At 72.2% G+C, this 16,048-nt stretch carries 11 protein-coding genes; 8 read left to right on the top strand and 3 right to left on the bottom strand.

The window, feature by feature from the left end; genetic code table 11:
• Positions 1-12: 12 nt before the first annotated feature.
• Entirely contained in the window at positions 13-588 is a 576-nt protein-coding gene (locus WHN02_RS03800) for an FHA domain-containing protein (protein ID WP_434742071.1), read from the bottom strand.
• Position 589: 1 nt separating this feature from the next.
• Positions 590-2,458, bottom strand: a complete 1,869-nt coding sequence (locus WHN02_RS03795) for a serine/threonine-protein kinase (RefSeq protein ID WP_434742070.1) — start codon at positions 2,456-2,458, stop codon at positions 590-592.
• A gap of 191 nt (positions 2,459-2,649) precedes the next feature.
• Here WHN02_RS03795 and WHN02_RS03790 point away from each other — a divergent pair, with 191 nt between their 5' ends.
• Both WHN02_RS03790 and WHN02_RS03785 read left to right on the top strand, forming a co-directional pair.
• The gene (locus tag WHN02_RS03790; protein ID WP_434742069.1) at positions 2,650-3,762 is read left to right on the top strand and encodes an alginate lyase family protein; all 1,113 of its coding nucleotides are present in this window, start codon (positions 2,650-2,652) and stop codon (positions 3,760-3,762) included.
• Positions 3,763-3,813: 51 nt separating this feature from the next.
• Positions 3,814-5,616: a peptidoglycan-binding protein gene (locus WHN02_RS03785; protein ID WP_434742068.1), complete on the top strand. Its 1,803-nt coding sequence runs from the start codon at positions 3,814-3,816 to the stop codon at positions 5,614-5,616.
• A gap of 88 nt (positions 5,617-5,704) precedes the next feature.
• On the opposite strand, the gene WHN02_RS03780 is transcribed toward WHN02_RS03785, so the two are convergent.
• Positions 5,705-6,475 carry a hypothetical protein gene (locus tag WHN02_RS03780; RefSeq protein WP_434742067.1) on the bottom strand — a complete coding sequence of 257 codons (771 nt, stop codon included), beginning with the start codon at positions 6,473-6,475 and terminating at the stop codon, positions 5,705-5,707.
• Positions 6,476-6,654: 179 nt separating this feature from the next.
• Between WHN02_RS03780 and WHN02_RS03775 the strand changes: the two genes are divergently transcribed.
• The 6 genes from WHN02_RS03775 (at position 6,655) to WHN02_RS03750 (ending at position 15,970) form a co-directional block, all read left to right on the top strand.
• Positions 6,655-7,887 carry a helix-turn-helix domain-containing protein gene (locus WHN02_RS03775; protein ID WP_434742066.1) on the top strand — a complete coding sequence of 411 codons (1,233 nt, stop codon included), beginning with the start codon at positions 6,655-6,657 and terminating at the stop codon, positions 7,885-7,887.
• Between the two features lie 292 nt (positions 7,888-8,179).
• The gene (locus WHN02_RS03770) at positions 8,180-8,317 is read left to right on the top strand and encodes a hypothetical protein (protein WP_434742065.1); all 138 of its coding nucleotides are present in this window, start codon (positions 8,180-8,182) and stop codon (positions 8,315-8,317) included.
• The gene (locus WHN02_RS03765) at positions 8,304-9,515 is read left to right on the top strand and encodes a helix-turn-helix domain-containing protein (protein WP_434742064.1); all 1,212 of its coding nucleotides are present in this window, start codon (positions 8,304-8,306) and stop codon (positions 9,513-9,515) included. The genes WHN02_RS03770 and WHN02_RS03765 overlap by 14 nt, the downstream gene beginning before the upstream one ends.
• Positions 9,512-9,772, top strand: coding sequence for a hypothetical protein (locus WHN02_RS03760; protein ID WP_434742063.1), 261 nt, complete (start codon positions 9,512-9,514; stop codon positions 9,770-9,772). Before WHN02_RS03765 ends, WHN02_RS03760 begins: the two co-directional genes overlap by 4 nt.
• Before the next feature lie 163 nt (positions 9,773-9,935).
• Positions 9,936-10,379 carry a DUF5956 family protein gene (locus tag WHN02_RS03755; protein ID WP_434742062.1) on the top strand — a complete coding sequence of 148 codons (444 nt, stop codon included), beginning with the start codon at positions 9,936-9,938 and terminating at the stop codon, positions 10,377-10,379.
• Positions 10,380-10,510: 131 nt separating this feature from the next.
• Entirely contained in the window at positions 10,511-15,970 is a 5,460-nt protein-coding gene (locus WHN02_RS03750) for a carboxyl transferase domain-containing protein (RefSeq protein WP_434742061.1), read from the top strand.
• Positions 15,971-16,048 lie beyond the last annotated feature (78 nt).

The following is a 16,048-nucleotide window of genomic DNA, read 5'->3' as shown; positions in this document are numbered from 1 at the left end:
GGCCACTGCGGTTCAGGTGGGTTTCCGGCGGAGGGCCTCCCCGGCGAGGCGGGCGCGGCGGCGGTCGTCGTTGCCGGTCAGGCCGTACTTGTCGTAGAGGCGGGAGAGGTGCTTCTTCACCGCGCTGTCGGTGATGTGCAGGGTGGCGGCGATCGTCCGGACGGTGGGGGGCTCGGGGAACGGCGTCCCGCCCACCACGTACGGCCGGCAGAGGACCTCCACCACGTCCTGCTCCCGGGGGGTCAGCGTCGGCGGTGGGGACGGCGGTTCCACCCCGACCGTCCGCGACCCGGTCTGCCCGGCCGGGGCGTGGAAGACCAGCCGGGCCGGGCCGATCTCCACCCGGTCCCGGTCGCGCAGGATCTGCGCCGTGCGGAGCCGGGTGGCGTTGACCCGGGTGCCGTTGGTGCTGCCCAGGTCCCGGATGGACCAGCCGGTGGGGAACCGCTCGACCAGGGCGTGCAGGCGGGACACCAGCTTGCTGTCGATCGTCACGTCGTTTCCGGCCGCCCGGCCGATGGTGAGCGTCTCCGCGAGCGGGACCAGGCGTACCGATCCGGCGAGGTGAAGCTCGAAGTATCCGCCCACGTCACCCGCAGAACGGGTCGGTGGTGGCGGTCATCGACTCCCCGGTGACGCTGTGGGTCACCGTCGCGGTCGCCACGGTGCAGTCCACGCCCGCCCCGAGGTCCAGGGGGATGGTCCACAGCTCGTGTGCCTGCCCGTGGGCCTGCTGCAGCACCCCGTCTCCGCCGTCGGTCGGTCGTCCGGCCAGGTCGATGGTCCAGGTTCCGCCGCCGGGCATCGCGGTGTCCCGGTACTGCTGCCAGACCCAGACGTACGCCATCGTCGCCCGGCACTGCGGCGACCAGAACTGCTTCACCGACAGCCCCCGCAGCCCGCCCGAGTAGCCGTAGGCGGACGGGCCGACCTGGTGGGCGTCGTCGTAGCACCGCCCCGGCGGGGCGTCGTCACTGCTCGCCGGGCGGAGCCGACCGGCCCCGGTGACCCGCACCGTCAACGGCAGGGTGCGCCCGACGACGGTCACCGACAGCAGGGGGTTGCGGGCCCCCACCTCCCGAGGACTGAAGATCATGCGGATCTCGCAGTGCTGCCCCGGGCTCAGCATCCGGCCGGTGCACTCCTCGCCGGTCAGCCGCAGGTCGTCGCCGTGCGGGCCGTCCGTCGCCACCCCGTGCAGCCGGACCTCCCGTCGACCGGTGTTCTGCACCGCCACGGTGGTCTCCTCCGAGGAGGCGAAGAGGTCGTACTCGCCGATCGCCACCTCCACCGGGACGGTGAGCCGGTCGGCCGGGGCGGTGACCGCCGACCCGGCGACGGCGAGCACCGAGACCCCGGCGACCAGGAGACCGACGGCCCGGACCGATGCCGGTACGCGACGCCGGGTGGACCGTCCGACGGTGGCGGTGACCGTCGGGTCGTCGTCACCGGCAGCCCTTGGTGCCCCGTCGCCCGTCGTTCCCGGACCGGCGTCACCAGTCGTTCCCGGGGAGTCGTCACCGGCAGACCCCGGCTCGCCGAGGGCAGCGGTGGTCTCGGCGCCCAGGACGAAGGGGGTGACCGGTTGCCCGGCCGCTCGCTGGGCGTGGCGGAGTTCCCCGGCGAAGGCCGCGACGGAGGGCTGCCGATCGGCGGGGCTCTTGGCCATGGCCCGTTCCACTGCCGCGCAGACCGCGTCGGGAACCCCGTCGAGGCGCAGGTCGGGGACGGGTTCGGCGGCGATCCGCCGCAGGAGTTCGGGTTCGGAGTCACCGGTGAAGGCCCGCTCACCACGGATCCAGTGCAGGACCGTCGCGGCGAGGGCGTAGACGTCCGAGGCCACCGAGGCGGGCTCGCCCCGGAGCACCTCCGGTGCCGTGTAGGGCACGCTCGCGGTGATCCGGCGTCGGCCGCCCTCGGTCACCTCCGCACGCGACCGGGCCAGCCCGAAGTCGGCGAGCTTCGGTTCGCCGTACCGGGAGACGAGGATGTTCCCCGGTTTCACGTCGCGGTGCAGGACGCCGGCCCGGTGGGCGGTCTCCAGGGCGCCCGCCACCGCGACGCCGCCGGCCACCGCGTCCACCCATCCCGGCGGCGCGGTCTCCCCGTCGGGTACGGCGGGCGGTGCCGCCAGACGGTCGGCCAGCGAACCCCCGTCCTCGTACGCCATGAGCAGGTACGGGTTCCCGGCGGCGGTCCGCCCCGCCTGGTGGAGGGTGACGATGTGCGGGTGGTCCGACAACCGGCCCAGCATCCGGAGTTCCCGCTCGAACCGGGTCCGGGACGGCCCGGCCCAGTCGGCGGCGATCACCTTGACCGCGACCCACCTGTGGAAGTCCGGCTGCCAGGCCCGGTAGACGACCCCGAAACCACCCCGACCGACGGGTACGGCGTCGGTGCACCCCGGCACCCCGAGGTCGATCCCCGGGCCGCCGCCGTCTTCCGTTCCGTGCACCATCGCCCGCCATTATGGCCGAACCGGTTTGGTCCCTGATGGGGTGTGGGTGACGGTGTGGGGAGGTTTCCCTCCCCACGCCTGGTTCCGGGTCGGACCCGCCCCTACCGTGAGGCCAGCTCACCAGCCCGAACGAAGTCCCACCGCGCTGTCGTCACCGGCGTGGTGACCTTCCCTGCCCGAAGGAACCTCTGATGCCATCTGATCCGGCCCCGGTCACCGCCAGCCGACGGTCGTTCCTGCGCAGCGTCGCGGTGGTCGGTGCGGGAGTGGGCGCGGCGAACCTGCTCGGCCCGTTCACGGCGACCCCGGCGCGGGCCGCCGACGGCACCCACCCGGGCCTGCTGCACACCACCTCGGGGCTGGCCACCCTCCGGACCAGGTCCGCCGCGACGACCGGCCCGTGGGCGTCCGGCTGGGCGGCCCTGCGCAGCCACCCGGAGTCCCAGCCCGGCAGGTCACCCCGACCGGTGGCGACACTGGACACCGGCGGCCCCGACGAGAACTTCCCGACGCTGCTCGGTGACGCGCACGCCGCGTACCAGAACGCGTTGCTCTGGAAGATCACCGGAGAGGCCGGGTACGGCGACACCGCCCGGACCGTCCTCGACGCCTGGGGACGGACGTTGACCTCGGTCACCGGGTCGCCCCTGCTCGGGCAGACCGCCGGGATCTACGGGTTCGTGCTGGCCAACGCCGCCGAGCTGGTCCGGGACCATCCGGAGTTCGACGCGGCCCGGTTCGGCACCATGCTCTCCGACGTGCTCGCCCCGGTCAGCGAGGCGTACCTGGACGCGGAGCCGGACGCCTGCGGCCCGTCGTACGCGGTGAACTGGGAACTGTCGCACCTCGCGTCGGTGCAGGCGATCGGGGTCTTCCGCGACGACACCGCAGCCCTCGACCGGGTCACCGGGGCACTCGCCGACACCCCCCGGCTGATGAACGCCATCCCGTACGGCTGGGACGGCGGCGACTCCGACAGGTACTCGGTGACAGGTCTCGGTCTCCTCGCGGCGATCTGCGAGACGGCCTGGAACCAGGGCCGTGACCTGTACGCCGCCCACGACGACCGGTTGCTCACCGCGGCCGAGGAGATGGCCCGCCACGAACCCGAGCCGGTGGAGGGGCTGGCCCTCGGGGTCTGGGGCACCTCCGCGACCAGCCCGGCCTGGGCGATCCTGCACGACCACTACGTGACCCGTCGGGGGCTGGCCGCCCCGCAGACGGCGCTGCTCGCCGACCGGGCGCGTGCCGAGGGGGGCGGGTTCGACCTGGTGGGTCTGGGTGCCCTCGCCTACCACCTGTAGCTCGTCCGGCCCTCGTCACCCGAAGACAGTTCGACAGAAAGTGGTTCCGTCATGAAGTTCGTCAGCAGGGCCGGGTGGGGTGCGCGTCCCACCACGCCGAACGGCGACGCCCGGATCGACACCAACCTCGGGGTGAAGATCCACTACCTGGGGTCGCCCTATCGGATCCTCGGTCACGAGAACTGTGCCGCCAAGGTCCGGAGCGTGCAGAGCGGCCACCTCAACGAGGGCTACTGGGAGATCGCCTACAGCCTGGTCGTCTGCCGGCACGGCTACGTCTACGAGGGGCGAGGGGCGAACGTCCAGTGCGGTGCCAACGGCACCCGGACGTTGAACCGTAACCACTACGCGGTTCTCGGGATGGTCGGCACCAGCCTGCCCGGACTGGGCAGCATCGGCCTCGGGTACCTGGACACCAAGCCCACCGACGAGATGAGGCAGGGCCTCCGCGAGGCCATCGCCTACCTGAGGCGCTACGGCGGCGCTCGGGGAGAGATCCTGGGCCACCGGGACGGGTTCCCCACCAGGTGCCCCGGGGGACCTCTCTACGACATGTTGCGTGCCGGTTTCTTCGAACCCGGCGCCAACAGCGGACCCGTCCAGTACGTCACCGTCGCCGGGGACACCCTGGGGTCGGTCGCCGCGAAGTTCCGGGTGCCGTGGTCGACGCTTGCCGAAGCGAACGGGCTGCCGATGGTGTTGACCGGCTCCCACCGGTTCGTCGTCGGCACCCGGCTGACCATCCCCGGGCAGGCGTCGAGCCCGGACCCGCAGGGCGGGGGGACCCCGATCACCGGGTACGTGCCGTTCCCCGGGACGGAGTGGTTCGAGGGACGCCCGAACAGCCGGATCATCACCGCGATGGGGGTCCGGCTGGTGCAGGAGGGGTGCAACCCGTACCGGGTCGGCCCCGGCAGCCAGTGGTCCGACGTCGACCGGGACGCGTACGCGATGTGGCAGCGCAAACTCGGGTTCACCGGGGCGGACGCCGACGGGTGGCCGGGGCGTACCTCCTGGGACCGGTTGCGGGTGCCCTCCGAGGGGGGAGTGTCGGCCGGTCCGGTCGGCTACGAGCCGTTCCCCGGGGCGGCGTGGTTCCGGGCCAACCCGAACAGTTCGGTGGTCACCGCGATGGGGGTCCGGCTGGTCGCCGAGGGGTGCGGGGCGTACCTGTCCGGCCCGGGGCCACGGTGGACCGGAGCGGACCGGACGTCGTACGCCAACTGGCAGCGCAAACTCGGGTTCTCCGGGGCGGACGCCGACGGGTGGCCGGGGCAGACGTCCTGGGACCGGCTCCGGGTCCCCCGTCAGGGCGGGGGGCTCCCCTACGAGCAGGGCGGTGCCCCCGGCCGCACCTACGAGTCCTTCCCGGGCGCGGAGTGGTTCCGGGGTCGGCCGAACAGCGCCGTCGTCACCGAGATGGGCCGCCGACTCGTCGCGGAGGGGTGCGGGCGCTACACCGTCGGCCCCGGCCCGCAGTGGTCCGACGTGGACCGGGAGTCGTACGCGGCGTGGCAGCGCAAGCTCGGCTTCTCCGGGGCCGACGCGGACGGGTGGCCCGGCCGGTCCTCCTGGGAGCAGCTCCGGGTGCCCCGGTACACCGAGCAGTACCAGCCCTATCCGGGGGCGAACTGGTTCCGGTCCAACCCGTCGAGCCCGATCGTGACGAACATGGGCCGTCGACTGGTGGCCGAGGGATGCGGCCAGTACCGGATCGGGCCGGGTCCGCAGTGGACCGACGTGGACCGCCAGTCGTACGCGGCGTGGCAGCGCAAGCTCGGGTTCTCCGGGGCCGACGCCGACGGCTGGCCGGGGCAGGTCACCTGGGACCGGCTCCGGGTCCCGAGGGCCTGACCCTGCGGAAGGGGACCGGGCGGGCGTCGAATCGGGGGAGTCCGTGCCGCGCCGTGACGGCGTCTACGGACCGTGACGCCCCCCGGTCTCACCCGGGACTCGGCCCACGTCCCTTCTGGTGCGGTGGACCTGGCACGAGCGGGCGCTGCGAGCTGCGGGGACTGAGGTCCGGCGTCCGGACCGGCCTGGTCTGCGCGGGATCGCGGTGCGGTGACTGCATGGCCGCCACCTCGGCCTGCCGGTTGGGGTCACCGACCCGAGCCGGTAGGCCCAGGATCTCCGCGACCCGGGCGTCGAGTACCGCCCGCGCCTGCGGGTAGGTCTCGGCGGTCCCGTCTCCCCTGTTGCGGAGACTGAACCTCTCCGCCTCGAACCTGTCGAGTTCCCGGCCGACCTGACGCAGGAGGTCGGGATCCGGCCGGTTCGGCGAGAGGGCCTCCCTGACGTCGGGGCTGAGCAGTGCCCCCCGCAGGGCCTGCCACCGCATCGCGTCCCACTGTGGCTGACGGGGCCGATGAGATGCGGGATCGGCGAGCGACCTGATCCAGGCCCATGTCGCCGAGGCCCAGCCGACGGGGTCGAGGACGCGGTGGCCGACGGCGATGGCGAGATTCTTGCGCGCACTGTCGTATGCCTTCTGCACCGACTCGTCCTCGGGGGACTTCTCGACAGCGGCCCACGCCTGTTCGACCCGGTCGAGTTCGGGGGCGAAATCCTCGACGAGGCGCTGCTGGACCTCCGGTGTCGTCCGGTCCAGGGCATCCTGGATCCGACAGCCGACGATCTCGTGCCACAGCCTCGCCGACCGGGCGTCCGGCCAGTCCGGCTGACCGGCGTTGCCGCCAGGGGTACCGGTCATCTCCGTCTCCTGTCACCGATCGTCGATCGGATGACAAGAATGCCAGCAATTTCGGACCTGGATGGTTGGCTGTCTGCGTCGGTGTGGCCACCCAGGGTCACAGGGCGTACCGTCCGAAGTGGTTAGACCGCCGGGGTGGAGGCGAAGACGCCGTCCCGTCCGATTCCTGGGAGAGACCGATGAGCAAGCCGACCACAGGCCACAACCTCGCGCGGATCCGTCGTCAAGCCGGTCTGACCCAGGAACAGCTTGCCGAGCGCTCTGAGGTCGGCGTGGAAACCATCAGGAAGTTGGAGCAGGGCACGCGGTCACCCCGACTGAAGACACTGCACGCGCTCGCTCGCGCTCTCGGGGTGGCGACCGTCGCTCTCATCGGTGACCAGACCGAGGCCGTCGTCCGTGCCCAACCAGGCAGCCGTCCTCTGTCCCTGGCAGAGATCCGTCGCGCGGTGGTACCGATCCGGAGCCTCGGCGGCGGCTACCTGACTGCCACCCCCGACGAACCGCCGCCGCCCGAGGCACTCCGCAGCCGACTACGGACAGCCGATCGGGCGTACCAGGCCAACGACTACGGGGCTGCCCTCAGCTTGCTGCCACCGCTGCTGCTCGATGCCCGAGCTGCCGCCGGGTCGGCCACGGGCGAGACCCAGTCGGCCGCGTACGTGCTCGTCGCCCGCGCCCTGCACCTCACCGGTAACCTGCTCATCCAGTTGCGGGCGGGGGACCTGGCGCAGACCGCGCTTTCGGACGCGCTCGATGCCGCTGAATCGGCGGGGGACCAGGTGGTGGCCGCCACCGTCATGCAGGGCATGTGCTGGCTGCTCATGCGACAGGGGCGACTCGCCGAGGCCGCCGACCTGGCGGTGGCCACCGCAGACCAGATCGAGCCTCGGTTCTCCCGAGCGACTCCGGAGGAGCTTGCCGCCTGGGGGTGGCTGACCATGGGCGCAGCAGCCGCGTATGCCCGCAACAACGAGCCGGACACCGCGAAGCAACTCGTTGACGCGGCGGCGGCAGCCGCCGCCGCCATCGGTGAACGACAGCCGACCAGCGGCCACCTGATCATGGTCAGCGGTTTCGACGCCTCGCGGGTGCAGATGCAGCGCGTCGAGAATGCGGCGATCGCCGGTGATCCGGCTCGGACACTGGACTTGGCCGCGTTGGTGCCGCATGGTCCGACGCCGGTCGGTTCGTCCTGGCAGCGACACCGCTTGGACGTGGCCTGGGCGCACGCGCAGCGACGGCAGTACGCCGAGGCCACTGCCGTGTTGATGGAGCTGTGGAGAATCGCCCCATCGTGGCTGAGGCACCAGCGGTACGCCCGGGACATCGTGACCGCCATCTCGAACGGACGCCGTCGGGCGATGTCAGCCGAGCTGGCCGACCTGGCCTCGCTCGTCGGTTGCAGCTGACCAGCGGAACTGGTACTCGGAGTACCAGTGAGAGTAGATCACGTTGCTGCTGATGTCTGCCCACCCTGGCTGACAGCAGCAGGTATCGACACTCTGTGGATGGGTTGATTACCGACTGTTGCTTCGTCGGTCGAAGCCCAGGTGGCGGCGGGTCCCTGTGCCCTAGCAAGAAGGTGCAGCGCGTCGCCACCTCCTTCTCCCGGGGTGCGTGCCTGACCAGAGCCGTCCCCGGCTACCGAGTTGCAGGGGGATGGCGATGATCAGGCGTACCCGAAGGACCGAGCCGCCACCCGTGTCGGGGTCTGAGATCCAGGCCGCCGAGTACGAGGCGGCGCGGCAGCGGATTCTCGACCAGGCCGAGGCCCAGCGGACGCCGCTCGACGACCCCACCCGGGCCGTACGGGTCGGACGGCGACGTGACCGGCCCTGATCACAACTCGTTGCCGATCGGTCGCCGGGTGGCGTACTGGCGTGGTCGGCGGAACCTGTCCCAGCAGGTGTTCGCCGACCGGATCGGGAAGTCGAAGTCCTGGGTGGACAAGGTCGAGCGGGGCATCCGGCGTCTGGACAGGGTCTCCGTCCTCGACGAGATCGCCGACGCCCTGAGGATCGACGTCTCGCTGCTCCTCGACCCGGTCGGTGAGAGGCGTGTGGTCACCCCGGGTGACGACCTTCGGGGTGCGGTGGCACGGGTACGGACGGCGCTCGCCCGACACGACCCCGCGCCGTGTACGCCCTCCGTGGCGGAGTTGCAGAAGGCGGTGCGGCACGGGTGGTCGTCCCTGCGTCACGGGCGGCTGCTGCGACTCCTGGGCGACCTGCCCCGACTCTTGGCCGGGCTGCGCCACATCCCGGGTCCGGACCTCGGCACCGCCGCACAGGTGGTCAGCCAGGCGTACCAGCTCGCCGCGACCGTACTGCGGCGGGTCGGGGCGTGGGACGCGGCGTGGTTGGCCGCCGACCGGGCGATGACCGTCGGCGCGGGTCTCGTCCCGGTGCTGGCGGCTCGCGCCGCCTTGCCGCTCGGCGGGGTGGTGCGGGACCTCGGCCAGCCCCGGCCCGCGTACGAGTTGTGCGTCTCGGTCGCCCACGACCTGGCCCCGACCGACCCGTACCGTGCCGACCCCGATCACCTGTCGGTGTACGGCAGCCTCCTGCTCCAGGCGGCGATGGCCGCCGCCCAGCTCGGCGACCGGCCGAGCGTCGCCGAGCTGGTCGACCAGGCCGCCGACGTCGCCGAGCGGGTCGGGGTCGGCCTGGACCACCACGACACCGCCTTCGGTCCGCCGCTCGTCGACGGGGTACGGGTCGCTGCGGCCCTGGCCCTCGGCGACCTTACCGAGGCGGTGGCCGGGTACGAGGCGGCCACGACCCGGCCCGGGTACGTGACGCTTCCGGCGGGTGTCCGGGCGGACCACCTGATCGACGTGGCCGGTGCGTACGCGCACCTCGGTGACCTGGACGGGGCCGGGTGGGCGCTGTTGCGCGCGGACCGGCTCGCGCCCGACGAGATCAGGCTGCGGCCGACGGGACGGGCGACTGTGTCGTCGGTGCTGCGCCGGTCCCACCCTCCGGACCCCCGGCTCGCGGCGCTGGGCGAGGCCCTGGGGTTGGACGGTGCCCGGTGACGGCACTGGTGGTGCCGGCCGGACTCCGGCTGTCGCTCGCCGCCGGTGACTGGGCGAGTCACCTCGGTCTGCCGGGGATGGTGCCGTTGGAGGTGCGGACGGTGGTCGCGGCGGTGGCCTCGGCCGGTGGTGCCCCGGTCGGCATGGTGTGGGTGCGCGGGCACCAGCCGGAGTGCGACCAGGTGGGGTGCGCGCGGTCGTGGTGTGTGCGGGTCGCGGTCCGGGCCGAGGTGCTCTACGACGCGCTGGCCGGGTGAAGTTGGCACCGGCCGTCGCGCTTGAAACCCGCCGGTCACAGCTCATGGCCGGTCTATAGTCCCGACTGTGGTGACCTATGACTGGGGGACAGACCAACCCCCTCACCCGCACGCTGCGAACTCGGCCGCGCACCTTGATGCAGAGCCCGGACGGTTGCCGGAGGTGCAGCGGCTGATCGAGCAGGGTTGGGAGTTGGCACCAGACGCCCCGATGCTGGCCTTCCTCCCCGCCGTATGGCCCGCAGATCTACGGACGTGGGTACCGGACCGCTCCACGCGACACGAGCAGCGATGGACCACCGATCCCGCCACAGGCGAGAGCCGCAGCTTCACGGCCCAGTCCAGCACCACCCTCGTCGAGGAGGTCGAGAACGACATCGACGCCTTGCTCGCGGAGGCAGGGATCCTGGACCGGCCAAGAGGCCGCATCTGGCTACTGAAGCCACCAGCCGGATTCGCCTCGCTGGAAGCATTCCTCCAGCACGTCGGACACCAGGTAGATGCCGCCGGCATCAACGGTGAACTGACCGAGGCGTACGTCGCTGTAACTGCCCGCTGCCTCACCGTCCGGCTCGGTGTCGGGTGGGGCGGACAACAGGAGTTGTAGGCTTCCTACAACGGGTGCGGTCGAGTATGCGCGGCTGCGACATGGCGCCGCCGCCCGGGAGCGGGAAGGGTGAAGACTGCCGAGACCCTCGGGGCTCGGCTCTTCGTCGGTCTGCAGGAGGGCTCGCTCGCGTGTTCAGTCGTGTCGCCATCGTCAACCGTGGCGAGGCCGCCATGCGGCTCATCCACGCCGTCCGGGAGTTGGCCGCCGAGACCGGGACCCCGATCGAGACCGTCGCCCTGCACACCGACGTCGATCGTACTGCCACGTTCGTCCGTGAGGCCGACGTCGCGTACGACCTCGGGCCGGCGTCGGCGCGGCCGTACCTCGACCTGAAGGTCCTGGAGCGTGCCCTGGTGGAGACCGGGGCGGACGCCGCCTGGGTCGGGTGGGGGTTCGTCGCGGAGGACCCGGCCTTCGCCGAGTTGTGCGAGCGGATCGGGGTCACCTTCGTCGGGCCGAGCCCGGACGCGATGCGCAAGCTCGGTGACAAGATCGGCGCGAAGCTGATCGCCGAGGAGGTCGGCGTCCCGGTGGCCCCGTGGAGCCGGGGAGCCGTGGAGAGCCTGGACGCCGCCGTGGCGGCGGCGGCCGGGATCGGCTACCCCCTGATGCTCAAGGCCACCGCAGGCGGGGGCGGACGCGGCATCCGGGTGATCAACAACGAGGCCGAGTTGGCCGACGCCTACGAGCGGACCAGCCAGGAGGCGGCGCGGGCCTTCGGCAGTGGCGTGGTGTTCCTGGAGCGTCTGGTCACCGGGGCCCGTCACGTCGAGGTCCAGGTGATCGCCGACGGCGAGGGCACCGCCTGGGCGCTCGGCGTCCGGGACTGCTCGGTGCAGCGGCGCAACCAGAAGGTCATCGAGGAGTCGGCGTCGCCGGTCCTCGACGCCGACCAGACGGCCGAGTTGAAGTCGTCGGCCGAGCGGCTGGCGGTGGCGGTCGGCTACCGGGGCGCGGCGACCGTCGAGTTCCTCTACCACCCCGGCGACCGGCTGTTCGCGTTCCTGGAGGTCAACACCCGGCTCCAGGTCGAGCATCCGATCACCGAGTCGACGACCGGGTTCGACCTGGTCAAGGCGCAGCTGATGGTGGCCTCCGGCGGTCGCCTCGAAGGTGGGCCGCCGGTGGAGCGGGGGCACGCCGTCGAGGCGCGGCTCAACGCCGAGGACCCCGACCGGGACTTCGCCCCCTCCCCGGGCCGGATCGCCCGGCTGGACCTGCCCGCCGGGCCGGGCATCCGGGTCGACACCGGGGTCAGCGAGGGCGACACCATCCCCGCCGACTTCGACTCCATGATCGCCAAGATCATCGCGTACGGGCGGGACCGGGACGAGGCCCTCGGCCGACTCCGGCGGGCCATGGCGCAGACCACGGTGATCATCGAGGGGGGTGCGACGAACAAGAGCTTCGTCCTCGACCTTCTCGACCAGCCCGAGGTCATCGACGCCAGCGCCGACACCGGATGGATCGACCGGGTCCGGGGCGAGGGGCGTCTCGTCACCCACCGGCACTCCGGCGTCGCCCTGGCCGCCGCCGCGATCGAGGCGTACGAGGAGGAGGAGCGCGCGGAACGGCAGCGCCTGCTCTCCACCGCCTTCGGTGGCCGCCCCCAGGTGCAGCACGACAGCGGCCGTCCCCTGGACCTCAAACTGCGCGGGGCGAGCTACCGGGTCCGGGTCGCCCGGGTCGGCGCGCACCGGTTCCGGGTCGGCATCGAGGCCGGTGACACGGTCGGGGCCGCCGACGTCGACCTGGACCGTTTCGACAGGCACACCGGTCAGATCGTCGTCAACGGAACCCGGTTCCACCTGCTCATCGGCACCCACGGGCCGATCCACCTGGTCGAGGTCGACGGCGTGGCCCACCGGGTCAGCCGGGACGAGGGCGGTGTCGTCCGCTCCCCCGCACCGGCGCTGGTGGTGGCGACCCCGCTCGCCGTCGGTGCCGAGGTCGAGGCGGGCGCTCCGGTCCTGGTGCTGGAGAGCATGAAGATGGAGACGGTCCTGCGGGCACCCTTCCGGGCCCGGCTCAAGGAGTGCGCCGTCTCGGTGGGCAGCCAGGTCGAGACCGGTGCGCCCCTGCTGCGCCTGGAACCGATCGCCGACGGCACCGAGACGCAGGAGACCACCACCGACACCGTCGAACTGGACCTGCCCGTCGCCTCCGACGCGGTCCCGACCCGGACCCGGACCATCCGGGGCCAGGAGGACCTGCGCAGCCTCCTGCTGGGGTACGACGCCGACCCGCACGACGAGGGCCGGGTCCTCGACGACTACGTCGCCGCCCGACAGAACGCCATCGCCGACGGGCGTCGGCCGCTGGCCGAGGAGATCGAACTCGTCGACGTCTTCGCCGACCTCGCCGAGCTGAGCCGCAACCGCCAGTCCGGTGAGGACAGCGGCGGCGAGGGCCACCTGCACAGCGCCCGGGAGTACTTCCACACCTACCTGCAGAGCCTCGACGTGGAGCGGGCCGGGCTGCCGAAGTCGTTCCAGGGTCGGCTCGCCAAGGCCCTCGGCCACTACGGCGTCACCGACCTGGAACGCTCGCCCGACCTGGAAGCCGCCGTCTTCCGGATCTTCCTCGCCCAGCAGCGGGCCACCACCGACGCCGCTGTCGTCGCCACGCTGCTGCGCGCCTGGCTGCGGGAGCCCCCGCCGGACGCGGTCCTGCACGAGCCGGCCGGTCTCGCCCTGGAACGGTTGGTGGCCGCCACCCAGGTCCGGTTCCCGGTCGTCGCCGACCTCGCCCGGGGCGTGGTGTTCGCCTGGTTCGCCCAGCCGCTGCTGCGCCGCAACCGGGCCCGCGTCTACGCCGACGTCCGCCGTCACCTGCGGCACCTCGACGCGAACCCGGACGCCCCGGACCGCGCGGAGCGCGTCGCCGAGATGGTACGCAGCACCGAGCCGCTGGTCCGGCTGCTCGGTCAACGGCTGATCCGGGTCGACCGGGACAACACGGTGATGTTGGAGGTGCTGACCCGGCGGTACTACGGCAACAAGGGGCTGACCAGCGTCCGGACCCGTACCGTCGCGGGTTGCACCTTCGTGGTGGCCGAGCGCGCCGGATCGCTGCTGGTCTCGACGGCGGTGAGCTTCGAGTCGCTGGGGAACGCCCTGCGGGGACTCGCCGAGCTGGCCGACGGTGAGGAGGCCATCGACGCCGACGTCTACCTCGCCTGGGAGAACCAGCCCGAGAGCACCGACGCGATGTCGGCGGCCCTGCACGAGGTGGTCAGCGCGAACCCGCTGCCGGCCCAGGTACGCCGGGTCACCACCACCGTCGCCGGGCGCAGCGGCGCGGTGATGCACCACCACTTCACGTTCCGTTCGTCGACCCTCGGGATGACCGAGGAACGGCTGATCCGGGGCCTGCACCCGCACATCGCCCAGCGCATGCAGCTGGAGCGGCTCCGCAAGTTCGACCTGACCCGGCTGCCGTCGTCGGACGAGGAGGTCTACCTCTTCCAGTGCGTGGCCCGGGAGAACCCCTCCGACGATCGCCTCGTCGCGTTCGCCCAGGTACGGGACCTGACCGCACTGCGGGACCAGGACGGCCGACTGGTCGCCCTCCCGACGGCCGAGGACACCGTCGCGGCCTGCCTCGACTCGATCCGTCGGGCCCAGTCGCGGCGACCGTCGAAGAAGCGGGTCAACACCAACCGGGTGGTCCTCTACGTCTGGCCGCCGAGCGAGCTGACCCGGGCCGAGCTGGAGATGATCGCCGGTCGGGTCCGCCCGACCACCGCCGGTGCCGGGCTGGAGGAGATCCTGCTCATCGCCCGGGAACGGGACTGCACGAGCGGTGAACTCGTCAAGATCGCGGTACGGATCTCGTTCGACGCGTCCGGCGGGGCCGAGTTGACAGTCGGCGAGCCGTCGGACGACCCGATCGAGCCGCTCGACGACTACCGGCAGAAGGTCCTGCGGGCCAGCAGCCGCAACACGGTGTACCCGTACGAGCTGACGGCCCTGCTCGGTGACTTCGTCGAGCACGACCTCGACGCCGACCACGTCCTGGTCCCGGTGGACCGGCCGAAGGGCCGCAACACGGCGGCGCTCGTCGCCGGTGTGGTCACCACGCCGACCGCCCGGCACCCGCAGGGCCTCACCCGGGTCGTCCTCCTCGGCGACCCGACGAAGTCGCTCGGTGCGCTCTCCGAGCCGGAGTGCCGTCGGGTGATCGCCGCCCTGGACCTGGCCGAGCGGTTGCAGGTCCCGCTGGAGTGGTACGCCCTCTCCGCCGGTGCCCGGATCTCCATGGCCTCCGGTACGGAGAACATGGACTGGGTGGCGGCGGCGCTGAAGCGGATCGTCGAGTTCACCCAGGACGGCGGCGAGATCAACATCGTGGTCGCGGGGATCACCGTCGGCGCCCAGCCGTACTGGAACGCCGAGGCGACGATGCTCATGCACACCAGGGGCATCCTGGTCATGACCCCGGACTCGGCGATGGTCCTCACCGGCAAGCAGTCGCTGGACTTCTCCGGTGGCGTGTCGGCCGAGGACAACTTCGGCATCGGCGGCTACGACCGGGTGATGGGGCCGAACGGGCAGGCGCAGTACTGGGCGCCGGACCTGACCGCCGCCCGGGGCATCCTGATGTCGTACTACGACCACACGTACGTCGCGCCCGGTGAGGACAGGCCCCGCCGGACCGGCACCACCGACCCCGTCGACCGGGACGTCACCCGGTTCCCGCACGTGGTGGAGGGCAGCGACTTCACCACCGTCGGCGAGATCTTCTCCGCCACCGCGAACCCGGACCGCAAGAAGCCCTTCGACATCCGGACGGTGATGCGGGCCGTCTCCGACCTGGACCACCCGGTGTTGGAGCGGTGGGCGGGCATGGCCGACGCGGAGACGGCTGTGGTGCAGGACGTCCACCTCGGCGGCATCCCGGTCTGCCTGCTCGGCATCGAGTCCCGGACGGTGTCCCGGCGGGGGTTCCCGCCCACCGACGGCCCCGACGTCTACACCGCCGGCACCCTGTTCCCCCGGTCGTCGAAGAAGGCCGCCCGGGCGATCAACGCGGCCAGCGGCAACCGGCCCCTGGTGGTCCTGGCGAACCTCTCCGGCTTCGACGGGTCGCCGGAGTCGATGCGCAAGCTCCAACTGGAGTACGGCGCGGAGATCGGCCGGGCGATCGTCAACTTCCGGGGTCCGATCGTGTTCTGTGTGATCTCCCGGTACCACGGTGGGGCGTTCGTGGTCTTCTCCAAGGCGCTCAACCCGAACATGACGGTCCTCGCGTTGGAGGGCTCGTTCGCCTCGGTCCTCGGCGGTGCCCCCGCCGCAGCCGTGGTCTTCTCCGGTGACGTCAACGCCCGTACCGCAGCCGACCAGCGGGTCCGGGACCTGGAGGCCCGGGTCGCCGCCGCCACCGGCACCGACCGGGCGGCGCTGACCGCAGAGCTTGACGAGCTTCGTTCCTCGGTACGCGCGGAGAAGCTCGCCGAGGTGGCCACCGAGTTCGACAGGGTGCACAACATCCAGCGGGCCGTCGAGGTCGGCTCGGTCGACGCGGTCATCAGGGCCACCGAACTGCGTCCCCGGATCATCGAGGCCATCGAGGCCCGGCTGGGCTGACGCCCGGCCCGACCCGCGACCGCCCGGTTCCCCTTCGACGGGGGACCGGGCGACGTCGTCGTGGGCCGGGGGGTCGTG

The sequence above is a fragment of the Micromonospora sp. SH-82 genome (genome assembly GCF_051132485.1).
In the GTDB taxonomy this organism is placed as follows: Bacteria; Actinomycetota; Actinomycetes; order Mycobacteriales; family Micromonosporaceae; genus Micromonospora.
The sequence above is the reverse complement of the archived record's forward strand: the minus strand, read 5'-3'. Positions and strand labels throughout refer to the sequence as shown.